Here is a 13576-nt window from a genome sequence, read left to right on the forward strand (position 1 = left end):
TTCTAGAAGAGAGGATGAGAACCTTGAAAAACAAAAAATCGATTCTTGGGATTTTGTTTTTGCTTACGGGGCTCGTCCTCGTTTCTATTCCGCTCTATGTGGAGTGGAATCAGAATAAAGAAGTGAAAGCGATGGAGCAGGCGTTGTCCCTCATTGCGCAGTCGGATGGCACCGAACCGGTTGCGCTGGACGCGATTCCGAACTTGACTCTGACGGAAGATGAGTTGACGCATGTGATGGAACTCGAAATCCCATACATCGATATGAAGCAACACATCTTGGAGAAAACGACAGATGAAAATCTGAATATCGCGCTGACGCAGATCAAGCCGGACCAAGTGCCGGGGGTAGGGAACTTCACAGTGGCGGGGCATCGTGGTTACCGAGATGGGCGCCACTTCAGTAATCTGGCTAAGGTGCCGATTGGCGAAAAAGTGTATCTGCATGCAGGCGAGGACACGTATGTATATGAAATCAAAAGCTCCGAAGTGATCGAACCTACTTTTGTTGAGGTTCTGGATGATACACAAGGGAAGAATGAAATCACGATGATCACCTGCACGATTTCCGGCAAGAAACGGGTTGCTGTGAAGGGCGAACTGGTGGAACGTACTTCAAGAAAGTAATAAGCAATCGAGTCATATCCTTTACAGAGGGATGGCTCGATTTTTTTCTGCGTTCTCGTTCTATGGAAGTTACTATTTACATAAATAAGGAGTAAAGCGTGTCCTTTTGCCCAATGAAATTTAAGTGTTTTGTAAGTATGGCTTGTTATCATAAAGAAAGATGGAAATTGAGGTGAGTCCACATGGCTTTTATTAGCAATCAAGACTTGAATAGCATAGATCTGCTTCACCAGATACTAGACGAATCCTTTTTAGTCCTGTCTTTATCACCAAATGGAGAAATTATCGATGCCAATGCGTTGTTCCGGAGTTTTCTTCAATATGAATTGGAAGAGATCTACTTAAAAGGTTACAATAAATTGATCAATGATGGACCGAATTGGGCGGAACTCCGTGAGATGCTGGCGAAAGAGAAACGCTGGCAAGGGGAGAGTTGTCTTGTGACCAAGCGGGGCGATTTGAAATGGGTAAAATCGACATTTATTTTGTTGAATGAAGGTAAAGAGGATGCCAAGATCCTCTCGTTCCATTTGGATTGTACGGAACAAAAAAGAGCCGAGGAATATAGACGTTTGGCGTTTCAGAATGAGCTGACTGGCTTGCCCAATCGACGAGAATTGCTTTTATCGTTGGAACGGCATGTTTTTGAAGCGGAACAGAATGGATCCCATTTTGTGGTCATGTTTATTGACATCAACAGATTTAAATCCGTTAATGATTCGTATGGACATCATGTCGGGGATGCGTTGCTGATTGAAGTAGGAAAACGCCTTGCCAAGCTCCCATACGAACTGGAACTTTATCATTTAAGCGGAGATGAGTTCATAATATTAATGGATGATAATTCATCACTAGATGATGTTATTGCTTCTATCACGTTAGCATTTCATGACGGTTTTACAGTTGACACGTTTTGTGTCAAGGTGAGTGCGAGCATAGGAATCAGTCTTTACCCGGAAAATAGCAGAGATCCGGCTCGGCTCCTCCAACTTGCAGATCAAGCGATGTTCGAGGCGAAAGCCGGGGAATTCACTCGATGGAGCTTCGCTGGATTTCCATTTGTCGGGTAAAAACAATGATTGAACTACAAGTGGAGAGAAAGCTTTATGGAATCTGAGGAGTCTGTTGCCATGCTAATCTTGGTGGTAACAGACTTATTTTCAGTACCATGGAGCTGAACATAATGCCAGACTATCCTTTTACGATCATGTCATACAATTCAGTGGTGGACTGATCGGGCAGAATGCCTAATTCCTCCAGCAGTAGGGATTTCATCTCATGGTACACTTTTACGGCTTCTCCCCGATTTCCGATCTCTACATAAAATCGCATCAGTTGTTGCACGACGTGTTCAGAATAAGGGTTAAACGTTACAAGCAAGCGTAAGTATTCCTGTGTTTTATCGATAGAACCTTGTTGCTGAAAGAAGTCCGCCATTTTCTGCAAACAATGTAGCATTTTTTGCCGGACACTTTGGGCTTTCGGCAAAGCCCAGTCATACCCGCTGCATTCCAAGTAATCTCCGGTGTAATGGTCGATGATTCCTTCGAACATCTCGATCGAATCGTCTGTAATTACAAGGTGCTCCTCCAAAAGATTCTCAAACTGGTGAACATCACACTCGAACTGTTCCAGTTTCATCGTGTAGCTGCCATTGGAGAATAGAATGGCATTGGGCTGCCCGATGGAACTTAATAATTTTCGTAAATACGACAATGTCGTATGCAGCTGTATTTTTGCTCTCGAATACTCTACATCGGGCCACAGAATTTCGATCAGCGTGTCGCGTTGAGTGGGGCTATTCAAATGTGTGAAGAAAAAGGCGAAAAGTTCCTTCACTTTCGCTGTTTTCCACTTAATAGGCGTATTATGATGGTAGACGTTGAACTCTTTGAAACAGATGATTTTCAATGTTTTCAGCTGGTGGGGTGTGCTGCTCTTCTCATTGGAACGAATTCGCATTTGTTCTTGAATGCGCAGCGTCGTTTTCTCCAAACGTTCCTGCATGATCGGTTTTACAAGATAATCGATAGAATCCAATTCAAAAGCTTGAACGGCATAGTCCCGGTAGGCGGTAACAAAGACAATGAAAATATTCTTGTTCCACTCTTTGATGACATCCGCTAGATCCAATCCGCTCAATCCCGGCATTTCGATATCTAAAAAAGCGACATCAAACTGAAGATGCTGCATGTCTTTAAGCATCTCTGTTCCATTCGGGTAGGCCCCAACGACCTCCACTCTATTCGTTTTAACAAGCTTTTTCTCCAATTGCCGTAACGCCAGCTGCTCATCATCCACGATAATCGCTCGAATCACCAGATACCGCCCACTTTCATCTACAATCTACCAAGTTATATATTTCCAGTCATTATCTCAAATTCCATCTGGGTATGGCAAGAGGACGGAGGTAGGAGGGGGAAAGTTGGAGGTTAGCTTAACAAGTGTTGCACAAAAGTACTAGTTAGATTAACAGATTAGTAGGTTATTCTGCTAATCTGTACTTTCATTTCCAGTACTAGCGATTCGGTTTTCAGTATATTTTTCCAATAATATCTATTAATTGTATGGAGGTATATATAATTTGTATAAAATCCTTGTTATCGAGAAGTGAAGTACATGGCACAGTTCCTTATTCAGTTAATCCATAATTAACACTTAGATAAATAATGTATTCTTATTTTAACTGTCGTTAACACGCCATCTCGTTACATAACCAACTAATTCCCCCGCTTTTCGGTATGATCCGCGTATAACCAACTAATCCCTGCGCCTAACTCGTATGCATCCATAATCGTATCCGCAACTTCACTAAATGCATCACGTCGGTATTCAATTGTTAAGAACCTGCTACTTATCCAAACTCTATCTCAACAGTAGGGTTAAGGATATTGGGGCGGTTGTTTGTTACTCAGATTAGTAATCCGCTTATCCGTTTTCTCTCTTATCTGTACAACCACAGTAGAAATGAAACAAAAGGTTCAGAAGATAGTCGCCTGTCATTAGTTCTTCCTATATTAACTTCTGATTTTTCTATTATGAGGATACAAAAAAACTTATTTCTTTGGAAAAAGGAAATAGGACCCTGAGACGATTTGCATACTCCTATTTATTCATGAAATGACAGTATTTGACGCATGGAATCTAGCATGTTATTTAAATATGTAAAGATTGGGATTGTTATTTATAAGGAGAGGGGAATAGGGAATTGGAGATAACGTTGATTCACAGGGATGGGCGGGTGCTTGGGAGTTGAAAATTTTAGCCGTCAGCCCATTTCAGGAAGGGCTGAAAAAAAACATTGATATGTTGAATAGACTCAATGGGGAAATGAAGACGATCGAAACTTCTATCGAGGCACTTGTGGCACTGGACGAAGCGTTTAAGGGAGAGGGCGGAAGTGCGATTCGCTCTTTCTATAATGAGGTCCACCTCCCGTTCATCCGGCTGTTCCATATGATGCAGAGTGACTTTCTGAATGTATTGGAACGAATGGTGGCTGCATTGAATCAATTGGAACCGAATCCATCCGGTTTTATTCGAGAGAGTTTTCTAGAAGGGGAAGTAGAACAAGGGCTCACGGAAATCGCAAGAATTACCGCAAGTCTAACCGATGAAGCCAACCAGATCATGAACCAAGTGGCGGACATTGTTGCCTTGCCGAACCTGGGTGACAGCGGCGTGCAGGACGGCGTTTACAATGCGAAGCGAAAACGGGATAATACGATTAAAGAGCTCCATCAATTTGACTCGGAGCAAACAGCCACTCTGACGGCCATCCAAGACCATATGGAAGTGATGGAGCGGTGGATCACAGACGCATCTGGTCTGTTCACGGACAACCGGACTGATATCCAATTTGACACAGGGCAATGGGCACAACTACTCGCAAAGAACATACTCCAGACCGATCCAAGCTATCAAGCTAATTTCACAGCAGGCGCGATTACCAATCCGGACTTAAAAGAAGAGCTCGAACAACACATGGAAACAATAGTGGAAGCTCAAAACGCAATTAAACAGCCTGTTATGGAGGAAGAGACCTTCAACGTCTCTAAAGCTGCCCTCAAGGGAGGAGTCGGACTAGCTAGTGCATATCAGGCACAATCCACTCTGAATCAGGGCTTGCAGGCTCAAAGCCAACCCATGTCAAACCCGGCTGGCAAATCAAAGAACTTCATCCCGCCGCAAGCAGGAAAGCTCGTCAAGGGCGCTGCGGACTTCTTGATCTTAGACGACATCAATACCATACTGGATAAAGATGCATCTCTTCTAGATAAAGGTCTCGCTGTGGTCTCCGTAACCCCGGTAGGGAAGGGGATAAAAGCTGCTAGATTGGGATTTAAGCTCATTAAGAAAGCGTTTGGCGGTAAGGTGAAAAAAGTTGAGAAGATGAAGGATTCAACTAAGATGGGGATCGTCAATGAGGATATGCCACAAGTTAGAAAAAATGCAATTCAAGGGAGAAAATTTGAGGAACAAGAATTTGCTAAGTTTAAAAACAAAACCGTGGATGCAGTTGAACAAATTACGATAAAAACAAATACAACACCATCCGTTAGAGTCAGAGTCGATGCAATTGGATTTGATAAAAAGACTGGTAAGATTGTGATTAACGAATATAAATCATCCCAGACTGCTTCACTAACTAAAAACCAAAAAATCGGGTTTCCTGATATTGAGGAAGTTGGAGGAACCGTTGCAGGAAAAGGGAAAGGTAAATTTACCGGTGGTGTTACGATACCACCTGGAACTAAGGTCGAGATAATACGTCCGGATAAACAATGAAGGAGATGTAAATATGGCAGTTCATGAAATTGACCAGATAGATGGTATGGGAAGAAGCGAGGATGGAAAGCAACTAATTTTCCTAATTAGTGATCATCTTGACTGGAAGAGTGAAGGTGAGCATTTACTAATGTTACAAGAAAAAATAAATGCTTATCTCGCTTTTATAGAATCAGAACAGTATAGGGAACATTATCAGGATGGTCAGTTTGAGGAATTTATCATAGAAATTCATTTCCTCTATCCGACTACCGAAAAATGTGATGAATTTCTTGCAGTAGTAGGAGAACAACTACATCCACATAATATTTTCATTACGACAGAAATATCCGGAGAAGCATAATATGACTAGTATCAAACAACTCGAAAAAGAAACAATTGCATATTTGAAGAAAACTCTCTCGCCGGAAGGATACGCCTTCGCATCAGATACATTTTATAAGAAAGAGAAAGATTTTTTTATTCATGTTGTTTTCCTAGTGGCCAAAATAGAAAAAATGCCCCATCTTGTATGGAGAATGCACATTAAACCCTACGAATATGACAATATTTTTTGGGAAAACCTTGATATGGCGGAGAATATCAAACGGAAAGACAGTTTACGCGCTACAGGCGCCTTTACCGCTCCTTCATATAAATATGGAGAATGTATTATTGAATTAGATGACGTCCCATCGAGTTGTGAGTCAGCCATTAAGGACTTTACACATAAAACGGAAACCTTCTTGTCTAACCTGGAATGGGATATTCATAAATTTAATAAGTTTATTTTGGAATCAGAAGGAATTAGAAGGGGTAATCTCCTGAAAGTATTAGCAAATATTCAAATGAAAGATTATAAAGCTGCCATGAATATTGCAAAAACCGAGCTGGAGAACGGAGAAAATGGAGGCTATCAAAACAACGGAAAAGATATTTATGAGCATATTATGTTGAATTATTCGTGAAGCGACAACCATTCTAAAATGTTTTCAAAGTGAGTTCGGTACATTACCGGACTCCTTTTGAGTTTAAGTCTCATGCTAATAGAAGTTCGGTTTAATTTATCTGAATAAAAAATAAATTTGATGAAATGAGGAGCTTTGTAAAGTGTTTAAGTTGCCAAATATGTCAGGCTTACAAAGAAACGATCGGGCAGATGGTACAGAGATTCTAAAAGTGGAGAGTGAAATGAACGTCACACTACCGAATACATTTAAGAAATTACTTCAATCTATCAATGGACTTTCACTTGGCGGGGGTTTAGCTATTTACGGAACGGAAGAACTTATGGAAAGAAATGAGACGTGGGAAGTTCGTGAATATGCAGGTGGGTATGTTGCAATTGGGGACGATGGTGGAGGAAACGTTTTTTTAATGCGCCAAGAGCTAGGAGCCATGGAAGTATTGCTAGTCGGCGCGGGTGACATGAATCCAAAAAACGCTACTGTCATATCACCCGATCTTATTGAATGGATAACGAGTGGATTTCCATTACCTTTTGATATGGATGTTCTCGTTGATGTACCGGACACTTGTCGTATCGTGTTAATAAAAATGCCTGATGAAGGGTTAAAGGGTTTACTGCAAATTAAGACCACGCTAGGTCTTGCAACTTCAACAGCCGATCTTCTAAAGGGTTCTAAACAGCTACCTTTTGTTTTAGTAGATAATTTCCCTTATGGGAAAGCAAAGAAGTTAATTGAAGAATTAGGCGTTATGGGTTCCGTGCTTTCTTTAAAAACTAATTGATATGCTGTGACTTCCACTATAGGAATCGTGGACGATTGAATATGGGGAAGAAGAGTGAAATGAAGGTCACGCTACCGAATGTATATAAGAAATTACTTCAATCTTCAAATGGGCTTTCACTTGTCGGTGGATTAGCTATTGATGGAACGGAAGAAGTTAGTGAATATGGGTTGTAATATGTTTTGAGAGGGATTGTAATAAATGGATATCGGTAAAGCGGATTTTGGTACGGTAATAAAATTTGGGAACTTAGAAAAGTTCCTGCAGAAATTTCATGCTGAAAATAAACAAATTCAAGAGGTAGTGGACTCTGTTGATGAAAACGGCATTAGTTTACTCGAAAAGTCGTTGATCAGTAGAAAGTTTGATATCGCCAATTATTTACTAGACAAAAAAGCAAAAGTCAATATTGTTTCCAAAGAAGGCTTTAATGAGTTGCATTATATAGCAGCAAATATTAACTTTCCAGGAGCGGTTGAAGTGGCTGACAGATTGGTTAAAATGGGTGTTGATTTGAATGTAAAAGATAAGAAATACTCAAACTCTGCCATCATTACTTTATGTCTAGAAGTGTTAAAAAAGCGCACGGAAGATGGGAACGAATTCATTGTTAGCTGTTTGAAGAAGAAACCGAATGTCCATGATTTCAATAAAGCAGGCTACTCACTAGAGCGATTGATAAAAGAGCGTGGGACAGATGAAATGAAAAAAGTTTTGGAGGTGCTTAGTTGAGAAAAGTACAATAGTCTAATGGATAATGGTGCTGCGAAGTCTTTGGTTATGTACTGGAAACAATAATCAATTAATAGAAAAGGGCAAATACAAGTGATCATCTGGATTGGGAACAAGAGGGGGAGCATTTGCTGTTGCTTCAGGAAAAGATTAATGCCTATCTATCATTCATTGAGTCGGGACAATATGCAGATCATTATCCAGATGAACGGTTCCATGAGTTTGTCATTGAGATTCAATTTTTACACGACCCTACTGAGAAGTGTGAGGAGTTTCTCGCTGTTGTGGGTGAGCAATTACAGCCTTTTCATATCTCGATTGCTGTAGGAGAGTAAGTGCGAAATAGGGATAGGGGAAGGGAGGGTCTGTTCATGTTCCGAAACGAAATAAACCAAGAATTTATGGAGTTCCAAGAGGCAAACAATGGGGATTTTACATGGTGGAGTTACGTGAATATGAAGGCGGATGTAAGCACGGCGCTCGGTTTTGCTAAGTTTTTTTATCCAGATATTATTGAAGTCGATAGATACTTTTTATTGCAAGACAAGTTCTCGCCAAGAAATTTCGAATTATGGAAGAGGGAATGCGAGCATAGGAAAGCGGAAGTTGAAAAGATGATGAACTTGTATCAAGTGAGCGATTTTTTTCATCTGAACCGGGCGGAAGGCGAGAATGTGGACGAGCAAATTACTGCTTTGGGGCAAGCTCTGCAAACGTTTTGGTCGCTCAGTTTTGCGAACCGCTTTCCGGGTAGGGCCATCTCCGTTCCTTTATGGAAAGAAAGTGATGGGGAATTATTTATTTCGGTATTTGAAGAGGTTCAGCACTCGCAGGAATAGTATTTGTTCCGGGCGGGTGCTTTTTTATAAGAGAAACCCCGAAAAATACGAACTTTGGCTCATAAAAAGCAATCGGAACGGTGCCTAAACGATTCATTGCGACCATGGACGAAGCTGGTAATGTATTGTAAACTATTTCGTGATTGGTAGAATATTGTATTTATTTTATATAATGTGTGCTAGAATACCTGCATCTTGGAGGGGGATGTGTATGTCGAACGAGCAAGAAGGAAAACAGGCACAGCTGAGAGTGATTCAATTTGATAGGTCAAGGTATGAGATGGTTGAAAAAACTCAGCCGAGAGAGACTTTTGCTGATGTGGGTGGACTGGAGGAAGTTAAAAAGAAGGTGCAAATGAATTTTATTTTGCCCTTGCAAAATCCGGAGTTCTTTAAGGCTTTCGGAAAAGAGGCAGGTGGGAGCTTGCTTCTATACGGGCCTCCGGGCTGTGGTAAAACCTTTTTAGCGAAAGCGATTGCTGGAGAAATTAATGCCAATTTCCTGCACATGGAGCTGCAGGCGATTTTGTCGATGTGGGTTGGGCAAAGTGAGCATAACCTGCATGATGTGTTTGAAACAGCCCGCGCATACAAGCCTTGTGTGCTGTTTATTGACGAGCTGGACGCGATCGGGGGCAATCGGCAGAATATGGGGCAGCATCATGAACGGATGCTGGTTAACCAGCTGTTGCTTGAACTGGATGGCTTGAATGCCCACAACAGCGGGGTCTATGTCATTGGTGCAACGAATACACCATGGTACTTGGATTCAGCTTTGCGGCGTCCCGGCCGGTTCAATCAAATGATTTTCATTCCACCTCCGAGTGAAGCAGAGCGGGAATTGATTCTTAAGTTGAAGTTGAAAGACAAGCCCCAAGAAGCCTTGAATACGAAGAAAATTGCAGGGAAAGCCCAACACTTCTCTGGTGCTGACTTAGAGCAAGTGGTAGAGGATGCGGTGGAGCAAGCCTTGCAACGTTCGCTCGAGTCTGGTGAATTGCAGCCGATCACGCAGGAAGATTTGCAAGACTCGTTGAAACGACGCAATCCCACAACATTGGAATGGTTCTCAACTGCGAAAAACTATGCGATTTTCAGTGACGTTAATAAGGATTACGAACATGTCCTAAACTATTTAAGGGATCACAAGATTCGATAAGGGGTGCAAACGATGGAGAATGGTAAAGATGCTCATTTGGAGCGGATTGTCCATTTGATAGAATGGGAGCGATTTAAAGAGGCGATCCGGGAAACGGAATCCTATTTAAGGGAGTACCCAGGGGATGCAGATGGCTATGGCATCATGGGGAAAATTTATTATGAGTCAGATGAGTTTGAAAAAGCGATGCATTGGTCAAAGGAAGCGCTAAAGGCGGATCCAGTAAATGCTTTAGGATGGGAAGTCAGGGCAGGTACCCTATATGCGCAAGAAAAATGGAAAGAGGCCATGGCAGCAATAAAGGAGGCAAAGGCGCTTTTTCCACAAGATAGTTTTTATTATATTTTGGCGGGCAATATTTATAATCATAGAGCCAAGTATGCAAAAGCCAAGGAAATGTTTCAAATTGCTTTAATGCTGGAACCCGAAAACGCCTTGTCCCTGGCAAGTTACGGTTATGCGGAAAGCTTGCTGGGCAATCGGGATGCATCCAAAGAAGCAGAACAGCAAGCGTTGAAGAACAATCCGAACAACCCGGAAGTTTTCATGTATTGTGCATGGACCGCTGACCAGCGGGGGGACTATGAGGCCGCCTTGCGATATATGGAAAATGCCGTTCGTCTTGATCCCAAAAACGCGCAGTATCGAACCGAGTACTTAGACATTTTGCAAAAGCAGTTTAAAATTTATCGCTTCTTTTTAGCTCCAGCAAAATATCTGTCGAGTATAAAATCGGTATACGTATTGCTCCTATGGCTCGTTGTCTGGTTTACCTTCAAACCATTCATCCTGATTTTCCTCTTTCTTTACGTTGTCGCCCATTGGGTTACAAAAATGATCGTCAATGTAAAGGTGTTCGGAAAAATATTTGTGAAGGCGTGAAGAGGCTGTTATAGGAAAGGATTCGTATGAAAAAAGACATCATGAAAATACTTGGCATCCTTACAGGCATCTTTGTTATCACCATTGGTATCATCGTAATCGGTGTCGTCCTTTTGTTTAATCAAATAGGCAACTATTTTGGCCACGCGAATGAAGACTTGATCCGGTATGCCGAAAAGACTCACGGCATTGAAGTCGAAGTGGTCAACAACCCGGGACGCGAACCTGCCAGCTTTGGCGGATTGATTTTCGAAAACGCGACCGTCCGGACACTGGACGCGGAGCAAGTGACTTTTGAGATTACGATCAATGTGTTCGGCCATATTTCGGGGGATAATTATGTGGAAGCGAAAAAAAAGAACGCCGAGGATGGGGAAGATGAACTGTAGTGGATGCACCGCTTGAAGAGACTTCACGTGTTGAGGTCTTTTTCTTTTAGTGGCTGTTTCATCGTTAGGTGGGGTGCTCGAATGGTTCCGCGCATCGTTCGTAAATTCCGGTGACCACTCGAATATTCACGTTACCGCTCGTATACTCCGGCGAACCACTCGTATATCCCAGTAACAGCTCGATTCTTCCCGCGCCCGCTCGTATATTCCTGTGACCTCTCGATTGTTCCGGCTAAACGCTCGTATCTGCCAGAGAAGTTTCGATGACTGCTCGTATCTCGTCCCGCACCGCTCTTATAATTTGGTGGGCAACTCGTATTGCAATTCGACGGTCATAATGTTTTTATACAAAGGTAAATCAAGTCGATTTCTTGATTAGTCAAAGGCATGCAGCGCGACTTGGTGCAGGCAATGATCTGTTAATTTCCGCGACCATCGGAAACAGGCGAGCTGCTCATAAATTCCGGTGACCACTCGTATATCCCGGTAACCGCTCGTATCTGTCGGCGAACCACTCGTATATTCCTAAAAGTACTCCATTCCTTATATGGAGTGCTCATAGCTCGCTTAAATTGTGAAAGAAACTGCCAGCTCAAATTCCTTAAAAAAACGGCAGCCAACGACTGCCGATTTTTTTCGCTTAATAACCTCTGTTTACTCCACCACTTGTGCGACCCAATGTCCCGCGGTTACTTCAACTAATTTTGAATGCTTTACTTGATAACGGTCCGCATCGAAACCATTTTCATGGCGCCTTCTTTGCCTATTTTTTTCTACCCGCGGATCGGGAATAGGTATAGCAGAAAGCAAGGATTTCGTATAAGGATGCAATGGATTGTTATACAGTTCTTCGCTTTCCGCAAGCTCTACAATTTTTCCTGCGTACATGACAGCCACTCGGTCGCTAATATGCTTCATCATGGACAAGTCATGTGCAATAAATAGATAAGATAAGCCGAGTCGGTGTTGAAGATCTTCTAACAGTTCGACAATCTGCGTTTGGATAGAAACGTCAAGTGCAGACAACGGTTCATCGCAGACAATGAAATCGGGTTCGACTGCCAATGCACGTGCGATTCCAATTCGCTGTCGCTGGCCGCCCGAAAATTCATGAGGATACCGGAATGCATGTGATGAATCAAGACCAACTAACTCAAGCAATTCCACCACTCGCTTCAGACGTTCCGCTTTTGATTTGCTTAACTTATGAATATCGAGTGCCTGACCAATGATATCTACCACTTTGAAACGGGGATTCAAGGATGAATAAGGATCTTGAAATATCATTTGCATATGACGTCGCATCAATTTCATTTCTTTTGAGGTTAATCGATCCACTGCGATTCCTTGGTATAATATCTCTCCCGCTGACGGTTCACTGAGCCGTAAAATAGAACGGCCGGTCGTTGATTTGCCAGATCCTGATTCGCCGACAAGTCCTAGCGTTTCGCCCGGTTTAATGTGAAAGCTGATATCGTCAACTGCTTTAGTTAAAACACCATTGCCGTTTTCAAAGTGTTTGCTTAATGAGTTGACCTGAAGTAGTGGAATCGTCGAATCAATTCCCGCCTTTACGAGGGAAGGCCGTTTTGTTTTCTTCTTTTGATCGAGACGGGGCAATGCGTTTAGCAATTTTTTCGTATAGGCATGCTGCGGGTTTTCAAATATGTCGATAGCTTTACCCGATTCAACAACTTTGCCCTCTTTCATTACAACGACCCGGTCACACATCCCTGCCACAACACCTAAGTCGTGGGTGATTAGAATAATGGATGTATCCAACTGTTTTTTCATGTCTTTCATTAATTCTAGTATTTGTGCTTGAATCGTGACATCCAAGGCTGTAGTCGGTTCATCCGCAATTAAAAGAGAGGGTTTGCATGCCAAAGCAATTGCAATCATGACGCGTTGGCGCATGCCGCCCGAGAATTCATGTGGATATTGATGATATCGCGTCTCGCTGTTGCTAATGCCAACTCGTGATAATAATTTGACCGCTTCTTGCTTTGCCTCTCCCTTCGAAATTCCCGCATGCTTGATCAAGCTCTCAGATATCTGCTTGCCAATTCGAATGGTCGGATTTAAGGATGTCATCGGATCCTGAAAGATCATTCCGATTTCTTTTCCCCGGATGGCTTCCATCTCTTTCTCAGTCTTCAATGATAGATCTTGGCCCTGAAATACAATGATACCTCTCTTTAGATAGGAAGGGGGCGAAGGGAGAAGTCGCATGATAGAACGTGCGGTAACACTTTTTCCGCTTCCTGATTCACCTACTATGCCCAAGACCTCTCCCTTCTTTAACTCAAAACTAACTCCGCGAACCGCTTCGAATTCCTCATTTCTCGTTGTAAAAGAAACGCATAAATCGTTAACTCGCAATAGTATATCTGACAATCCCAAGACCTCCTGTCTTTCGTAATCGAAAAA

At 42.3% G+C, this 13576-nt stretch carries 15 protein-coding genes; 13 read left to right on the forward strand and 2 right to left on the reverse strand.

What is annotated here, in order from left to right; all coding sequences use genetic code 11:
* Window positions 1–14: 14 nt before the first annotated feature.
* The gene (locus L7D49_RS08500; RefSeq protein WP_418895862.1) at window positions 15–626 is read left to right on the forward strand and encodes a class D sortase; all 612 of its coding nucleotides are present in this window, start codon (window positions 15–17) and stop codon (window positions 624–626) included.
* Between the two features lie 182 nt (window positions 627–808).
* Window positions 809–1696 carry a sensor domain-containing diguanylate cyclase gene (locus L7D49_RS08505; protein WP_238080403.1) on the forward strand — a complete coding sequence of 296 codons (888 nt, stop codon included), beginning with the start codon at window positions 809–811 and terminating at the stop codon, window positions 1694–1696.
* 121 nt (window positions 1697–1817) lie between these two features.
* Here L7D49_RS08505 and L7D49_RS08510 read toward each other — a convergent pair whose 3' ends face one another.
* A complete protein-coding gene (locus L7D49_RS08510) occupies window positions 1818–2945 on the reverse strand; it encodes a response regulator (protein WP_238080404.1) in 1128 nt (375 codons plus the stop codon).
* 933 nt (window positions 2946–3878) lie between these two features.
* Between L7D49_RS08510 and L7D49_RS08515 the strand changes: the two genes are divergently transcribed.
* From L7D49_RS08515 to L7D49_RS08565, 11 genes are all read left to right on the forward strand, one after another.
* Window positions 3879–5414: a ribonuclease YeeF family protein gene (locus tag L7D49_RS08515; protein WP_238080405.1), complete on the forward strand. Its 1536-nt coding sequence runs from the start codon at window positions 3879–3881 to the stop codon at window positions 5412–5414.
* Window positions 5415–5427: 13 nt separating this feature from the next.
* Window positions 5428–5757 (forward strand): DUF6572 domain-containing protein, encoded by a 330-nt coding sequence (locus L7D49_RS08520; RefSeq protein ID WP_238080406.1) that lies wholly within the window; start codon window positions 5428–5430, stop codon window positions 5755–5757.
* A gap of 1 nt (window position 5758) precedes the next feature.
* The gene (locus L7D49_RS08525) at window positions 5759–6361 is read left to right on the forward strand and encodes a hypothetical protein (protein ID WP_238080407.1); all 603 of its coding nucleotides are present in this window, start codon (window positions 5759–5761) and stop codon (window positions 6359–6361) included.
* 142 nt (window positions 6362–6503) lie between these two features.
* Window positions 6504–7145, forward strand: a complete 642-nt coding sequence (locus L7D49_RS08530; RefSeq protein ID WP_418895863.1) for an SMI1/KNR4 family protein — start codon at window positions 6504–6506, stop codon at window positions 7143–7145.
* 41 nt (window positions 7146–7186) lie between these two features.
* A complete protein-coding gene (locus L7D49_RS08535; protein WP_238080408.1) occupies window positions 7187–7321 on the forward strand; it encodes an SMI1/KNR4 family protein in 135 nt (44 codons plus the stop codon).
* 25 nt (window positions 7322–7346) lie between these two features.
* Window positions 7347–7877: an ankyrin repeat domain-containing protein gene (locus L7D49_RS08540; protein ID WP_238080409.1), complete on the forward strand. Its 531-nt coding sequence runs from the start codon at window positions 7347–7349 to the stop codon at window positions 7875–7877.
* A gap of 128 nt (window positions 7878–8005) precedes the next feature.
* On the forward strand, window positions 8006–8212 hold the full coding sequence (locus tag L7D49_RS08545) for a DUF6572 domain-containing protein (protein WP_238080410.1): 207 nt from the start codon (window positions 8006–8008) through the stop codon (window positions 8210–8212).
* Window positions 8213–8248: 36 nt separating this feature from the next.
* On the forward strand, window positions 8249–8716 hold the full coding sequence (locus L7D49_RS08550; RefSeq protein WP_238080411.1) for a hypothetical protein: 468 nt from the start codon (window positions 8249–8251) through the stop codon (window positions 8714–8716).
* A 211-nt stretch (window positions 8717–8927) separates the two neighbouring features.
* Window positions 8928–9875: an ATP-binding protein gene (locus L7D49_RS08555; RefSeq protein WP_238080412.1), complete on the forward strand. Its 948-nt coding sequence runs from the start codon at window positions 8928–8930 to the stop codon at window positions 9873–9875.
* A gap of 12 nt (window positions 9876–9887) precedes the next feature.
* Window positions 9888–10757 carry a tetratricopeptide repeat protein gene (locus L7D49_RS08560; protein WP_238080413.1) on the forward strand — a complete coding sequence of 290 codons (870 nt, stop codon included), beginning with the start codon at window positions 9888–9890 and terminating at the stop codon, window positions 10755–10757.
* Between the two features lie 26 nt (window positions 10758–10783).
* Window positions 10784–11146, forward strand: a complete 363-nt coding sequence (locus tag L7D49_RS08565) for a hypothetical protein (RefSeq protein ID WP_238080414.1) — start codon at window positions 10784–10786, stop codon at window positions 11144–11146.
* Between the two features lie 654 nt (window positions 11147–11800).
* Here the strand turns inward: L7D49_RS08565 and L7D49_RS20205 are convergent.
* Complete coding sequence (locus tag L7D49_RS20205; protein WP_269135911.1) at window positions 11801–13543, reverse strand: ABC transporter ATP-binding protein; 1743 nt, start codon at window positions 13541–13543, stop codon at window positions 11801–11803.
* Window positions 13544–13576 lie beyond the last annotated feature (33 nt).

The sequence above is a fragment of the Sporosarcina cyprini genome, from assembly GCF_022048975.1.
In the GTDB taxonomy this organism is placed as follows: domain Bacteria; phylum Bacillota; class Bacilli; order Bacillales_A; family Planococcaceae; genus Sporosarcina; species Sporosarcina cyprini.